The 14,767-nt window shown below is 60.0% G+C and carries 13 protein-coding genes; 4 read left to right on the top strand and 9 right to left on the bottom strand.

Features of this window, described 5'->3' with window-relative positions; translation table 11 throughout:
- Window positions 1–69: 69 nt before the first annotated feature.
- The 4 genes from ACXAC3_RS15365 to ACXAC3_RS15380 form a co-directional block, all read right to left on the bottom strand.
- Complete coding sequence (locus tag ACXAC3_RS15365; protein ID WP_475161934.1) at window positions 70–636, bottom strand: sarcosine oxidase subunit gamma; 567 nt, start codon at window positions 634–636, stop codon at window positions 70–72.
- Entirely contained in the window at window positions 629–3,643 is a 3,015-nt protein-coding gene (locus ACXAC3_RS15370) for a sarcosine oxidase subunit alpha family protein (RefSeq protein WP_475161937.1), read from the bottom strand. Before ACXAC3_RS15370 ends, ACXAC3_RS15365 begins: the two co-directional genes overlap by 8 nt.
- Before the next feature lie 43 nt (window positions 3,644–3,686).
- Window positions 3,687–4,016: a sarcosine oxidase subunit delta gene (locus ACXAC3_RS15375; RefSeq protein WP_475161938.1), complete on the bottom strand. Its 330-nt coding sequence runs from the start codon at window positions 4,014–4,016 to the stop codon at window positions 3,687–3,689.
- 77 nt (window positions 4,017–4,093) lie between these two features.
- Window positions 4,094–5,338, bottom strand: a complete 1,245-nt coding sequence (locus ACXAC3_RS15380; RefSeq protein ID WP_475161941.1) for a sarcosine oxidase subunit beta family protein — start codon at window positions 5,336–5,338, stop codon at window positions 4,094–4,096.
- Between the two features lie 196 nt (window positions 5,339–5,534).
- On the opposite strand from ACXAC3_RS15380, the gene ccmI reads away from it, so the two are divergent.
- Genes ccmI through ACXAC3_RS15395 form a run of 3 tightly spaced genes read left to right on the top strand, consistent with a single transcriptional unit; the run spans window position 5,535 to window position 7,477 of the window.
- Window positions 5,535–6,764 carry a c-type cytochrome biogenesis protein CcmI gene (ccmI, locus tag ACXAC3_RS15385; RefSeq protein ID WP_475161944.1) on the top strand — a complete coding sequence of 410 codons (1,230 nt, stop codon included), beginning with the start codon at window positions 5,535–5,537 and terminating at the stop codon, window positions 6,762–6,764.
- The gene (gene ruvX / locus ACXAC3_RS15390) at window positions 6,761–7,225 is read left to right on the top strand and encodes a Holliday junction resolvase RuvX (protein WP_475161948.1); all 465 of its coding nucleotides are present in this window, start codon (window positions 6,761–6,763) and stop codon (window positions 7,223–7,225) included. Before ccmI ends, ruvX begins: the two co-directional genes overlap by 4 nt.
- A gap of 18 nt (window positions 7,226–7,243) precedes the next feature.
- Window positions 7,244–7,477, top strand: coding sequence for a DUF1289 domain-containing protein (locus ACXAC3_RS15395; RefSeq protein WP_475161951.1), 234 nt, complete (start codon window positions 7,244–7,246; stop codon window positions 7,475–7,477).
- A 276-nt stretch (window positions 7,478–7,753) separates the two neighbouring features.
- Here ACXAC3_RS15395 and ACXAC3_RS15400 read toward each other — a convergent pair whose 3' ends face one another.
- From ACXAC3_RS15400 to dusA, 4 genes are read right to left on the bottom strand one after another with little or no spacing between them, the layout of a single operon-like run.
- Window positions 7,754–8,482 (bottom strand): SpoIIAA family protein, encoded by a 729-nt coding sequence (locus ACXAC3_RS15400; RefSeq protein ID WP_475161952.1) that lies wholly within the window; start codon window positions 8,480–8,482, stop codon window positions 7,754–7,756.
- Between the two features lie 35 nt (window positions 8,483–8,517).
- Complete coding sequence (locus ACXAC3_RS15405) at window positions 8,518–9,300, bottom strand: hypothetical protein (protein ID WP_475161956.1); 783 nt, start codon at window positions 9,298–9,300, stop codon at window positions 8,518–8,520.
- Window positions 9,297–10,121, bottom strand: a complete 825-nt coding sequence (locus tag ACXAC3_RS15410) for a sulfite exporter TauE/SafE family protein (RefSeq protein ID WP_475161960.1) — start codon at window positions 10,119–10,121, stop codon at window positions 9,297–9,299. The genes ACXAC3_RS15405 and ACXAC3_RS15410 overlap by 4 nt, the downstream gene beginning before the upstream one ends.
- Window positions 10,122–10,160: 39 nt before the next feature.
- Complete coding sequence (gene dusA / locus ACXAC3_RS15415) at window positions 10,161–11,183, bottom strand: tRNA dihydrouridine(20/20a) synthase DusA (protein WP_475161962.1); 1,023 nt, start codon at window positions 11,181–11,183, stop codon at window positions 10,161–10,163.
- Between the two features lie 766 nt (window positions 11,184–11,949).
- Here dusA and ACXAC3_RS15420 point away from each other — a divergent pair.
- Window positions 11,950–13,176 (top strand): peptidoglycan-binding domain-containing protein, encoded by a 1,227-nt coding sequence (locus ACXAC3_RS15420; protein WP_475161964.1) that lies wholly within the window; start codon window positions 11,950–11,952, stop codon window positions 13,174–13,176.
- An 841-nt stretch (window positions 13,177–14,017) separates the two neighbouring features.
- Here ACXAC3_RS15420 and ACXAC3_RS15425 read toward each other — a convergent pair.
- Window positions 14,018–14,638, bottom strand: coding sequence for a TetR/AcrR family transcriptional regulator (locus ACXAC3_RS15425; protein ID WP_475161968.1), 621 nt, complete (start codon window positions 14,636–14,638; stop codon window positions 14,018–14,020).
- Window positions 14,639–14,767 lie beyond the last annotated feature (129 nt).

Below are 14,767 nucleotides of genomic sequence, written 5' to 3' on the forward strand. Positions count from 1 at the left end.
AGCCCCGACATTATAAAAAAGCCGCCCGATCTACCCGGACGGCCTGCTTGTTCAGCACTGAGGCCGAGGTCAGTAGACCCCAACCTCGCTGCCCGGCTGGGCCGCGATCTTGAGAAGTTTGAACACGTAATCTGCTGCGGATCTGAAACAGACCACGCGGAATGTCTCGGCATCATCCATCCAGAACGCGCCCGCCACCTGCGCCAGACGCGAGCGGCGGATCTGGCCGGGCTGGAACGCTTCTGAGGACAGATCAACCGGGGCAAGCTTGCCCAGCACCTCGCGTGCGCTGCTGCCCGAAATGCGGAACACCGCGCGGGCATCCGAGACGTTGACCGCCAGCGCATGCGTGCCGCTGAGTGCGTTGGTCATCGCGGCCAGCTTGGCTTCGACCTCGGCATAAGGCACCAGCACCAGCAATTCATCGGTCGACATCCAGCAGACGCCGGTATCGCCGTTGACCAGTACCTCGCGCTGACCGGGCACTTTCTGCCCGGTTGCGTCCTTGACCGCCTTGGCCAACACCTTGTCGGACAGATCGCCGCGCAGGGTGATCATGCCCTGCAGACCGCATTCCTCGACCTTGGCGATGCCGTCGAAGCTTGCGTGGTTCAGTGCGCTGATGGGTTCAGACATTCTGCTTCTCCCCGTCCTTGTCGAAGAAGATCGGGTCCACGATCTTTGCTTTGTACGATTTGCCGTCGGTGCCCGGGAACTCGACAATCTCGCCTATCCGGTCGGGGCCGTGCTTGATCAGGCCCATGGCGATGCCTTTGTCCAGATTGGCCGAGTAGTAGGTCGAGGTCACGCGCCCGATCATGTTGCGCTGACCGTTGGCGTTGACGCCCTCGCCCACTGCGTAAGCTCCGTCAGGGATGACGGAACCATCCACAGTCTCGAGTCCGACCAGTTTCCAGCGGTCCGGATCGGCCATATGGCTGCGCGAATGGGCACGCTTGCCGAGGTAGTCTTCTTTCTTTTTCGACAGCGCCCAGTGCAGCCCCAGGTCCTGCGGGATCACGGTGCCGTCGGTCTCGTCCCCGATCATGATAAAGCCCTTTTCCGCCCGCAGGATGTGCAGACATTCGGTGCCATAGGGCATCACGCCGAACTCTTTCCCGGCTTCCATCAGAGCGTTCCAGAATGCCTGCCCCTGGCTGGCCGGAACGGCGATTTCATAGGACAGCTCACCCGAGAACGAGATCCGGTAAGCGCGGCAGTCGAACTCACCAATCCTGCCGTCGCGCCATTCCATGAACGGCAGCGCCTCTTTGCTGACATCCATGCCGCCCAGCTTCTCAAGCACCTTACGGGCGTTGGGGCCGACAACAGCAACCTGCGCGTATTGCTCGGTGACGTTGGCGACGTAGACTTTCCAGTCCCACCACTCGGTTTGCAGCCACTCTTCCATATGGCCGTGAATACGCTCCGCTCCACCTGTGGTTGTGTGACACAGCCAGGTATCCTCGTCGATCCGGGCAACAACGCCGTCGTCGATCAGAAATCCGTTTTCTGAACACATCAGGCCATAACGGCATTTGCCGACCTTCAGAGTGGACATCATGTTGGTATACATCATGTCGAGGAATTTGCCGGCATCCGGGCCTTTGACAATCAGCTTGCCCAGCGTCGATGCGTCCAGCAGGCCAAGGTTTTCGCGGGTGTTTTTCACCTCGCGATTGACCGCGTCATGCACGGATTCTCCGGGACGGACATAGGCATAGGTGCGGCGCCAGTGGCCGACCGGTTCCCAATCGGCGCCGTTCCCGTCATGCCAGTCATGCATCGGCGTCTGACGGATCGGCTGGAACACCTCACCACGCGCTTCACCGCCGATGGAGGCCAGCGAAATCGGTGTATAGGGCGGACGGAACGTCGTGGTTCCAACCTTGGGAATTTCCGATTCCAGCGCATCAGCAAGAATCGCCAACCCGTTGATGTTGCTCAGTTTACCTTGGTCGGTCGCCATACCCAAAGTGGTGTAACGCTTGGTGTGTTCCACGCTCTCGTAACCCTCGCGCGCCGCCAGTTGTACGTCGGACACTTTGACGTCGTTCTGGAAGTCGAGCCAGGATTTCATCCGAAGCTGGACTTCGGCGTTTGCGGGCATCAGCCAGACCGCCTGCATCGCGGCTTCTGCTGTGGTTTCGCCGACTGGGGCCTTGGTGCTTTTAGGTTTGAATCCGGCGGCCTTGGCCGCGTTCTTTCCAGCCGTATGCGCATCGGCCAGCACGTCGCCCAGCGCCAGCGGTCCGTTCGAGGCACCTGCGGCCAGAACAAAGCCCTCGCCATCTGCGCCCAGCGGCGGACGCGACGGATCGGGGCGGAAATGGGCGTTGGCGTCATCCCAGATCAACTTGCCGCCGCAGTGCGACCACATGTGAACGACCGGAGACCAACCGCCCGACATGGCAACCGCGTCGCACTCAACTTCCTCGCGAGCGCCCCCGATCCCTTCCTGATTACAAAGCGCGACCTTCTTGACGCGCTTGCCGCCTTTGACCTTGGCGATCGCCTTGCCGGGATCGACCCGGATGCCAAGCTGGCGCGCCTCTTCCGCCAACGGCCCGGCCGAGGCGCGGGCATCGACCACACGCAATACGTCAACACCCGCTTGTTTCAGAGTTATCGCAGTGCGGTAGGCGTCGTCATTGTTGGTGGCGACAATCACACGTTCGCCGGGTGTCACGCCCCAGTTCACAACATAGTCGCGCATGGCCGAGGCCAGCATCACCCCCGGCACGTCATTGCCCGCAAAGGACAGCGGACGCTCGATCGCGCCGGTTGCCGTCACGACCTGCTTGGCGCGAATACGCCACAGGCGGTGGCGCGGGCCTTGCGTGCCCGGTTTGTGGTCGGTCAGACGCTCGTACCCCAGCACATAGCCGTGGTCATAGACACCCGCGCCCATGCAGCGCGTGCGCATGGTAACGTTGTCCATTGCTTCCAATTTGGAAACAGTTTGTTCCACGAACTTATCCACAGGCTCGTCATTGATGGTACCGCCATCAACCGGAGCGCGACCGCCCCAATGTGCGGTCTGTTCGATCAGCATGACTTTGGCGCCGGATTGCGCCGCCGTCTTGGCGGCCTGAAGACCCGCTACGCCGCCGCCGATCACCAGAACATCGGTAAAGGCATAGAAATGCTCATACGTATCCGCGTCGCGGCTGTCCTTGTCGGGCGCCTTTCCCAGACCAGCAGACTGGCGGATGAAGGGCTCGTAGACATGCTTCCAGAACGGTTTGGGATGGATAAACGTCTTGTAGTAGAAACCGGCCGGCAGGAACCGGGCCAGCGCGGTGTTAACTGCGCCGATGTCGAATTCCAGATTCGGCCAGTGGTTCTGCGAAACTGAAGTCAGCCCATTGAACAACTCGGTCGTGGTGGCGCGCTGGTTCGGCTCGAACCGGTTGCCCTGCCCCAGCCCGACAAGGGCGTTCGGTTCTTCCGCGCCGCTGGCGACGACGCCGCGCGGACGGTGGTATTTGAACGACCGCCCCATCATCATCTGGTCATTGGCCAGCAGGGCCGAGGCAAGCGTGTCGCCTTCGTATCCCTGCATCGACGTACCGTTGAAGGTAAAGGTGACCTGTTTCGACCGGTCAATCAGCCGGCCTTGTTTTGCGAGACGGGTGCTCATGTTGCGGACCTTTCGCAGGCGGAATTACGGGTGGTGGCGCGGATCATTCGTATTCTCTCCACGTCCAGCCGGGGCGCTTGGCAGTGATCGCCTCGCGGATTTCTTTCGGCGGCTCGGTGGTCTGGGCCGAATAGGTCCCGAACACTTCCAGCGTGCTGGTGCAGCGCGCGGCGTGGAACCACTTGCCGCAGCCATTGCTGTGGCGCCAGCGTTCAAAGTGAACACCTTTGGGGTTTTCACGCATGAACAGGTAATCGTGGAAGTCGTCATCCGACGACCCCGGCCCGAAACGCTTCAGGTGCGCCTCGCCACCAGCGGCCAGTTCGGTTTCTTCGGCGTCAACGCCGCAATACGGGCAGTTCAGGATCAGCATATGGTCATCCTTTTTGGCGGTCGGTCGGCATTCGGGCCGGCCTGAAATCTGTTAGCTGGCCACCTCGGGCAGAGCCCTTAGTGCGCCACCCCGGCGGCGACGCTTTCGTCGATGAAGCGGCCCTCTTTGAAGCGGTCCAGCGTAAACGCTTCGGTCAGCGGCGAATGGCCCGTGGCCATCAGTTGCGCCATGCCCCAACCCGAGCCCGGGATCGCCTTGAAGCCGCCCGTGCCCCAACCGCCGTTGATAAAGCAGTTGCCCAGAGGCGTCGCGGACAGGATGGGCGAGCGGTCACCGGTCATGTCCACGATCCCGCCCCACTGGCGCAGCATCTTCAGGCGCGAGATCATCGGGAAGGTCTCGACCAGAGCGCGGACGGTTTCCTCGATATGGTGGAAGCTGCCGCGCTGGGTGAAGTTGTTGAATCCGTCGGTACCGCCACCGATCACCATCTCGCCCTTGTCGGATTGTGACATGTAGCCGTGCACAGTGTTGGCCATCACCACGACGTCCATGCAGGGTTTTATCGGCTCGGACACCAGGGCCTGAAGCGCAATCGCCTCAAGCGGCAGACGGAAACCCGCCATCTCGGCCAACTGGCCGGAATGACCTGCTACGACAATACCCAGCTTGTCGCAGTCGATTGCCCCTTTGGTGGTGTCCACGCCGACAACACGGCCGTTTTCCGACCGAATGCCGTTGACCTCACATTGCTGGATGATGTCCATGCCCATGGCCGAACAGGCGCGCGCATAGCCCCAGGCCACGGCGTCGTGACGTGCGGTGCCACCGCGTTCCTGCCACAGCGCGCCCAGAACCGGATAGCGCGGCCCATCGATATTGATGATCGGCACCAGTTGTTTGACCCGGTCGGGGCCAATCCATTCGGTCTTCACACCCTGCAGCGCGTTGGCATGGGCGGTGCGCTGATAGCCGCGAATCTCGTGCTGGGTCTGCGCCAGCATCATCACGCCGCGAGGGCTGAACATGACGTTGTAGTTCAGATCCTGGCTCAGATCCTCATACAGACCGCGCGCTTTTTCATAGATCGCCGCCGACGGGTCCTGCAGATAGTTTGACCGGATGATGGTCGTGTTCCGGCCGGTGTTGCCGCCGCCCAACCAGCCTTTTTCGATCACGGCGACATTCTGAATGCCATAGTTTTTACCCAGGTAATACGCCGTCGCCAGCCCATGACCACCGGCACCGATGATGATGACGTCATAGCGTTTCTTGGGCTCGGGCGAACGCCAGGCGCGCTCCCACCCGGTGTGATAGCGCAGCGCTTCGCGCGCTACAGCAAAGGCTGAATAGTGTTTCATAAGCGAATCCATCCGGTTCGGTGATTGGGCGAAGATATGCCGCGTAACGACAGGTTACCCCTGCCGTGCAACGCCGTAATATCGCACTATTGCGACATAGCCCCCATTAATGCGACATGACGACCGCTCGCGGCCATTTGTCCCTTTTTTCCCCGCGCCGGGAGGTCTAAGTCAGGGCAGTCATATCGGAGAAGCCATGACATTCTGGGGCCTGACCATAGTAACGGCACTGCTGATCGCGGTGTTCCTGGGCTATTCCATGCTACGCGGACGCAAAACGCGCGAGCCTGCCGCGGCATATGATCTGCGAGTCTATCGCGAGCAGCTGGCCGGGGTGGACCGCGATCTGGCCCGGGGCGTCATCGGCGCAGCGGACGCGGACCGGGTACGCACTGAAATCTCGCGTCGTATTCTGGCCGCGGATGCGCAGATGCAATCTCAGACCGTTCAGTCCGGGCCGCCTTTCTGGGTCAGCGCCATGGCGATCGCGTCTCTGGTGGGTGTGCTGGTGGGCGGAGGTGTCTGGATGTATCGCCAGATGGGCGCGGCCGGGCTTCCGGATCAGCCTTTGTCGCTGCGGCTCGAAATGGCGGAAGCGCTGCGTGCCGAGCGCCCGGGTCAGGCCGCGGCCGAAGCTGCCGTGCCGGCCGCGCCATTGCCGCGGCTGGACGAAAGCTATGCGGACCTTCTAGCCCAACTGCGCAAGACAGTTGCCGCGCGCCCCGACGACTTGCAGGGGCATATCCTGCTGGCTCAGCACGAAGCGAATGCGGGAAACTTTCCCGCCGCTTACAAAGCACAGCAGCGCGTGATCGAATTGTCGGGCGACACTGCTCCGGCAGACGCCTATTCGCATCTGGCCGAGATGATGGTTCTGGCGGCCAACGGCTATGTCTCACCCGAGGCCGAAGAGGCGCTGCGTCAGGCGCTACGTCGTGACCCGCATCACGGACCGGCACAGTATTATCTGGGACAGATGATGGTGCAGATCGGACGCCCGGATATCGGGTATCGCGTATGGGTCGACGCCTTGCGCACTGCCCCTGCCGAGGCACCCTGGGCCGAGGCCATCCGCGCACAACTGGACGAGATCGCCTTTCGCGCGGGCGTGTTCAACGCACCGGAGATTCCGGACGCTCAACCCGCCCCAGGCCCCGATCAGGATGACATCGACGCAGCAGCATCGCTGAGCCCCGAGGAACGGCAGGACATGATCCTTGGCATGATCAATCAGCTGTCTGACCGGCTGGCGACCGAAGGCGGCGCGCCAGAGGAATGGGCGCGCCTGATCGCTGCCTTGGGCGTTGTGGGCGATCATGAACAGGCAACGGGCATCTACAGCGAGGCCGTAGCCGTATTTGCCGGCAATGAACCCGCCCTTGAGGTTCTGGCGAACGCAGCACGTCAGGCGGGGATTTCCGAATGATCCACGACGTTTTTGAAGAATTCGCAGGCTCGCTTGCCCCGATGACGGCCCTCATGGGACTGGACCTTGGCGAAAAGACCATTGGCGTGGCGGTTTCCGACCGGATGCGCTCGGTCGCGAGCCCGCTGGAGACGGTGCGGCGCAAGAAATTCACGCAGGATTCCGCCCGTTTGCTTGAGATCGTTGCTGACCGTGAGATTGGCGGCATCCTTCTGGGGTTGCCGAAAAACATGGACGGCACCGAAGGTCCGCGTTGCCAGTCCACCCGTGCGTTTGCCCGAAATCTTTCCGGTCTCAGCGACATATCGATTGGTTTCTGGGACGAACGCCTCAGCACCGTTGCGGCAGAAAAGGCACTGCTTGAGGCGGATACGACACGAAAACGTCGCGGACAGGTTATCGACCATGTTGCCGCCGGCTATATTCTGCAAGGAGCGCTGGACAGGCTGCGCTTTCTTTAGATGCGACGGGGTACGCGAATGACGAACATGGTTTGGAAAAGGAACGAGGTCGAAAGCCCTTGCGTCCAGATTTGTGTCGTGCACCCGACCGAACGCATTTGTACCGGCTGCTACCGCACGCTGGACGAAATCTCGCGCTGGTCCAGAATGGACAGCACCGAACGCGCCGAGATCATGGAAGACCTGTCGTCGCGCAAACCCCGGCTGAGCAAACGCCGCGGCGGCCGTGCCGCACGCATGAACAAGTCGTGACGATGATTTTCCAGGACGTTGGGGGCTGAGCCTGCGCCGCTGCAGGCTGGTCTGAACTCCGAGGGGGTCAAGTTCGAAGACAATCGGTGAGTGAGTGGCAACCCACAGCGGCGCGCTCCGGTTCGTGTGTTCTTCCGAAGTGGTTTGCCGAAGGAACAGTACCTGTCTAAATCTTTTTTGACCAACCGATCAAGAAAAACAGTGGCCGTTACGGGCTGACTTTACGTAAGCGTCAAACGGCCACTCGAACCCACAGCGGAAACAGGTGAAGCGGACCTACCCTGCCGCAAGCCATGACTTGGCGTTTTCGATCTCTTCCGAGGGGAAAAACTCAGTCCGTGCACCCAGAATGTGCCGGGCTACCCGTTGCGCCATATGCTGCCAGGATTTGTTTCCGACAATGGCGGCACGGTCCAACAGCCCGATATGCCCCCGCGCCAGACGGAAATGCGCAGCCAGGGCCGTCAGGCCCTGCCAGCCGTCGAACTCGCGGAGATCGATCAGCAGCCGGAACCCGTCTTTGCCCGCAAGCAGGCTGTCCAGATCCTGTTCGGCCTGTTTGTATTCCTCGGGGTCCAGTTTCCCCATCAGGCTGATCTGAACACATGGGCCACCCAGATCGGTGACGTGAATGGCGCCCAGAGATTCGCGCATCCAGCGGCGGGCGGCTTCCAGATCGGACAGCTCAAATACCTGAACCGGGCAAGGCAGGATCGGGGCCGCCAACCGGATACTGGTCTGAACCCAGCCCTGATCGGCCGCCACCGCGATCCGGTCAAACCCGCGCCAGTGACTGAGACCCAGTTTGGTATCGGCCCAGGCCGCGCCCAGATCATACCCTTTGAATTCCGGCTGAACGACCGCCAGCAGGCGCACTGTGTCATGTTCCTCCAGCGCCGCCTCAATCGCGGGAACCAGAGATTGGCTGTAATCGGTGCTTGTAACCTCGCCGGACAACTCGACCTCGATCAATGTCCCGTCGGAATTCGTATGGACCGTAATCATCGAACAAACCTCCAAACCTTAACAATGGCAGGACGTTAGGCGGATTCGATCCATTCGGCTACACCCCCGGCGCATTCCGGGCGGAAATAAACGATCATACGTCCATCAGGTCCGGCAGAGGCGTCCTGCCCCCATGGCGCGACCCCGTGCAGGCAGTGGCGGTGCAGCAGATAGGCCTCGCCGGGTTTTGCCGGCAGCTCGATACGCGGGCAGGTCTCGAACACCTCGCGCCGGGCGGCCTGATAGATGTCTGTCACGTCAACCTCATGCAGCCTGTCGCGAGTGTGTCCGGACAGCGCGTGTTCGAACGCTGCGCGCAGAATCTTGTGACTGCCCTCCCACAGCACCATCGGGGCGGCGTCTACGCTGGCCTCGTTCAACGGAATGCCCAGAATCCAGGCATGCGGTTCATCCACGCGTCGACGGCGATCCGGGCCCATCGGCCGCAACCCGTCCACATGGGCAGCGTCGCGGTTCAACCGATACCGCGCCGCGCCCTCACCCTCACCTTTCCGCGGGCGCGGATAGCCGGGATAGATCACCGAGACCTGCCCCTTATGTAGCGGCAGTTGACCATAATGTTCGGCAATGAACGCCATCGCCTGCCCCGACAAGGCACCCGAAGGTCCCACCCTGCCCGCCCGATCATTATCCAGCGCATCCACGCCGATGAACCATGTGCCTTCGCAATCCAGCCACTCGGCATGAGCCGGATCCGTGACCGAGGCGCGGGCAACCGGCAATGCATGCTTCACCCAATCAGCGATTGCCGGATCGTTGGGAAACTTGATCCAGCCCTTGTCGTGGAACCCGGTCAAAGTCCCAGCGCCTTTCGCAACATGTTCAAAGCCACAAGGGTCAGAAACACCGCAAAGACCCGTTTCAACGGTTTCGGGTCCATCGCATGCGCCAGCTTTACGCCCCAGGGCGCGGTGATCATCGTCATGGCCACAACGATGGCAAAGGCCACCAGATTGACTGCGCCGATTGTCAACGGCGGACGATGTTCGGCGGGGATATCCAGAAACAGAAAGCCCAGAACCGAGGGCACCGCGATGATGACACCAAAGCCGGCAGCGGTTGCTACGGCACGGTGGATGGGCGTGTTGAACAGGCTCATCAGCGGGACACCAAAGCTGCCGCCCCCGATCCCCATCAGGACCGAAAGGAAACCGACCGAAGGCGACAATACGGCCCGCCGGACCCCTTTGGGCATAGCATCGCCCAGCCGCCATTCGGATCGGCCAAGCCCAAGATATGCGCCGATGGCCATTCCCAGCAGGCCGAACAGGGCCTGCAACGCTTCGGTCCGCAGCGCCGAGGCGGCCAATACGCCCAAAACCGCGCCAATCGCAATCCCCGGCCCCCAGCCGCGCAGGATGTCCCAGTCCACGGCACCCTTCTTGTTATGCGCCAGAACTGATCGGATCGAGGTCACTATGATCGTCGCCAGCGACGTTGCCAGACACAGCTGCATCAGTTGCGGGCCGCCATAGCCAAGTGTCTGGAACGCATAGAAAAACGCGGGCACCAGAACGATGCCCCCACCGACCCCCAGCAACCCGGCCAGCACTCCGGCCAGCGCCCCGATCACAAGCAAAAGGCCCAGCATCTGGGCCAGCAACATCGTCTCGGGCATTCTTCCCCCATACCGGCCTTTGGCCGTATCTTATTCCGTTCAAACCTCAGCCAGAGGCGCCACGCGCTCCAACGCCTGCAACATCACTTCGGGTCCGGCACCGTCATGCACCGCGCCTTCCGACAAAGCCCGCCGCCATGCCCGCGCACCGGGACGACCCGCGAAAAGACCCAGCATATGACGGGTGATCTGGTGCAACCGCCCGCCCTCGGCAAGATGCCGTTCGACATAAGGCACCATTTTTTGAACCACATCAATCGGATCAGCCATCTGACCCGTCCCGAACACCTGTGGATCAGCCCCGGCCAGAATGTCGGTCGGCTGGTGGTATGCGGCACGTCCGATCATGACGCCATCCAGACCGGCCTCAAGATGCGTGCGCGCCTGCTCAAGCGAGGTGATGCCACCGTTGATCGAAATGTGCAGATCCGGAAACGCGGTTTTCATCCGATGGACCAGACCGTAATCCAAAGGCGGAATATCCCGGTTTTCCTTGGGGCTGAGCCCCTGCAACCAGGCCTTGCGGGCGTGGATCGTTACACGCTGGCAACCTGCGGAACGGATATCTTCCAGAAACTTGGGCAGAACGTCTTCGGGTTCCTGCTCGTCTACTCCGATACGACATTTCACGGTGACATCGACATCGACAGCGTCGCGCATCGCGGCGACACATTCGGCCACGCGGGCCGGGTCCTTCATCAACACCGCGCCAAAGGTGCCAGACTGCACTCGATCTGACGGGCATCCACAATTCAGGTTGATCTCATCATACCCGGCCTCGGCACCCATCCGCGCCGCCTGCGCCAACTCGCCCGCATCCGACCCGCCCAGTTGCAGCGCCACGGGATGCTCCTGCGGGTTATGGTCCAGCAGATGAACCGCCCCACCCCGTACCAATGCCGGTGCGGTCACCATCTCGGTATACAGCAGCACCTGCGCGCTGAGCAGCCGGTGCAGAAACCGACAATGCCTGTCAGTCCAGTCCATCATCGGAGCCACGCTTAACCGCGCTGCATTTTGTGCGTTGTTTTTCAAAGTACTAGCCTCAATCCCACTTAACATCAATCTAACACGTATTCCTGCTGTTTCCGGTAGTGTTACCTGGCTATTGGCGGCTTTCGATTCTGAGTTGCCACCGTGTAGCATAACTGGACCGACAGAACACCGCCCCTTACAAGGACTTAATTGTCTCCGGGCTCCGCCCGCTATGGTTCTCTGATTGAGCCAGAGAAGTAGGCGATCAAATCCCAGTATTCAGCTTTTCGACAATCCGAATTGTGCTTCGCAACAATTTAGAACGAAGACTATTTTTTCCATAGACTAACCCAGGAGCGTGTTTGCCGTGATCGCCACCCATTAGCCTACTGGCCACGGCATCTGGCACGCCACGCTAAGGGTTCGGTTCACTGTTGCACCCCTTCCCCAACCATCCACTTGTAGCGAAACAGGACAAGACTGAAACAATTGCAGCCAGCATCACAAAGACAAGAACCAAATTGGCTACAGTGGAGAGCGAAGCGTGTATTCTGTCGCCGAACGGACTGATTTCGTCAACATCGTGGGTTGCTTTTATTGCGCCAAAGATTCAGCGCCATGGGCTGTGCGCCCGTCAGTGATAATCTGACGATTTCACTAGTTGTTTTCTTGCTAAACGAACCGTTTCCTTTTCCCGGCCGAGAATTCCTTGGCAAAGCCACTGCACAACCTAAAGCTTGCAATATCCTGCCTATCGACCGGTATTCCGACCTCGCGATTGCATCTATTCCCGCGCAGCGCGGCGGCTGTGCTATACTCCGCCAATACGGACGCTTTGTTGTGGAGGTAAGTCATGATTTTTCGCTTAATAGTAACGCTCGGCATCGCGCTCTCATTTGCGATGGCCGCGCCTCAGACTGCGCGGGCCGATGCCGGTGATTTCATCGGCGGTGCTGTGGTCGGTGGGGTCGTAGGGTACGCCATCGGCAAGGACCAACAGAAGAAAAAGGCGCGGACGACGACGACAACCCGGACTTATCGTTCGGGCATTCCGTCGACCACGCAAGGCGCGCAAACTCAAACGGCGCTCAACTATTTTGGCTATAATGCCGGACGGGTCGATGGCCAGGTCGGACGTGGCACGCGGGGGGCTATTGAACGCTACCAGGTTTCAATGGGTTATCCCGTGAACGGCTATGACTTCCAGCCTTATCAGCGCGACTTCCTCATGCAGGCCTACTACTGGGCGACAAGCGGCGGACAAGCCACAACTCAGCTTTCGGGTCAGCCGCTATTGATGGCGTACCGCCGACAGGTCCAAACCGGTTCTGCACTGGCGGTTGCACCTCAGGCGCCCGCACCGGCCGCCCCGGCTGTACCGGTCGTGACGCAGCAGGAGACCGCACCGGAGGCGCCCGCAGCCGAAACAACGACTGCAAGCCTGCCGAGCCTGTTCTCCGGCGGGACCACCGGTCCCTCGCTCGCCAATCGTTGCAGCGCCGTTATGCTTCAGACCTCAACCAATGGCGGATATACAACTCTGTCCAATATGTCCGATCCCAATTTTGCGCTAAGCGAACAGTTCTGCCTCGCCCGCAGCTATGCGATGGCGCGCGGTGAGGAACTGTTGGGCGATGTCCAGGGACTGACGCCTGATCAGGTGGCCGCCCAGTGTGACGCGTATGGCGAAACACTTGCGCCGCAGGTCGTTAAGCTGTCGCTGAGTTCCAAAGCAGAAGCGGAATCTCAGATGCGCGAATTTGCGTTGGGCACCGGGCTTAGCCCCGAAGACCTTGCCGCTACGAGCAAGGTTTGCCTGGCAATAGGTTACCGCCAAGACAACATGGACAGCGCACTCGGCTCGGCACTGATGTTGGTCGCGATGGGCGAGCCTGCCTATGGCGAGTTGATCGGGCACCATCTGCGCGAAGGCTTTGGTGTGCAGGAACGCCGGGATCTTGCGATGCAGTGGTACGATGCAAGCCTGTCGGCGCTGGACGCCGGATCGCAGGCTGTCTTCTTGCCGTCCCAGTCTGACCGCCCGCAACTGTTGCGAGCGGCCATGACCGAAGCGCAATAAGGCAAGATTGCTGCGCACCCGCGGGCCGGCTAACTGCCCGCGGGGCGTGTCCACGAACAGATTCCATCGGTGGGTGCGCGCTGGATTCTGCGTGCTAGGGAAGCGACGTTTGTGTAGAAGGCACAGGTCTAACAGTGGTTCAACCGATCACGGGCTTCCCAACTGAACTATATGCAGTTGTTGTAAAAGGTGAAAAAGTCGTTTTGCGACTTTTCAGTGCTGCCCAACCATGAATAGCAACGAGATAACAACAGTATACCTTTGCACTAGCCGAAACAAACGACCGGATTGAGGCATTGCGATACCTTGCCAGACGGTGGGCGCTAAAAAAGAAGGCACTCCATGCGGTATCTAGATCGGCAGTTAATTTGAGATTTGGGTGTCTGACAGCGCGGACCATAGGTGGCAAGAATGCCAACCTACTGCTGCCTGCGAGAACCAAGGTCAACTGATCGACCTCCAATTCATCGCGTGGCAGATTAGCAATTGCACCGGCCCAAGAGTAAATCTGCGCTGCCTGCCGCAGGGAATTTATTGTTCTGAGTTCATGGCGCAACCTTAATCGGTTCCTACGAGCATTGAACGACAAAGAGAACCGGGAAGCACTAGCTCCACATTTCTTCCACGACCTAACCACATATTTGCGCGAAGGCGCTTGTTGAATTTCCGGATTACCGCCAGTCTGCGATTCCGGCGTGCGATGGTGTAGCACAACTGATGGGACAGGACATCGCCATATACGGCCAACCGTCAGAGCCGGAATCACTTTCGTTAATAACTTCGGAGTATGAGGCTCGCAGGCAACCGGGCGTCAAAACGGCAAATGGGTCATCCGTGGCATCTAGCCGTGAGCGGAGGCAGTTGCGCCGTATCGGCTGAGGATCATATCGACGCTGCTTTCGACGGTCGAGGTCATCTCGGCTTTGCTCAGGACTTCTCCGGTGAAAATCATCGGCCAAAAGGCTCTGGCCTTTATGAGGCCGATAAACTCGCGGCCGGCCTGCTCGGGGTCCTTGATCACCAATTGCCCGTCGCTGGCGGCATCCCTTAGCATGGCGACGAAGATCGGGGTCTTGTCCAGCTTGCCCTGCGCCGCTGCTGCCAGAACCGGGTTGCGCAATGTTTCGCTGATCACCATCCGCGACATCGCGATGACTTCGGGCAGCATCAGAATCCGGCCCTCGGCCCAGGCCAGATCAATCAGCTGTTCGCGAATGTCCCGGCCTTTTTGGTACCGGATATCCAACACGCCCGCGAAACGGCTGGACAGTTCGACCACAATGGATCGAAACAAATTTTCCTTGCTTTCAAAATACTTGTAGAGTGTGCGCTTTGAAACTTCTGCACGGGCGGAGATGCGGTCCATACTTGCCGCAGCGAACCCCTTTTCCTGGAATTCGGCCACCGCCGCTTCGATGATCTGAGTATGTTTGGACGCGTTGGGCGCGCTGCATTCCGTCATATTTCACAGCTATAGACCTATTGACGGATCAAGGTCAAACACTACGTAAACTCTCCGGTTTACAGGCAAAACAACTTGGCGTAGTGTAAACCCGCCAGTTTACCGATTCAGGTAACCAGCCCAACAGGA

The sequence above is a fragment of the Ruegeria sp. ABV4_181 genome (genome assembly GCF_056158465.1).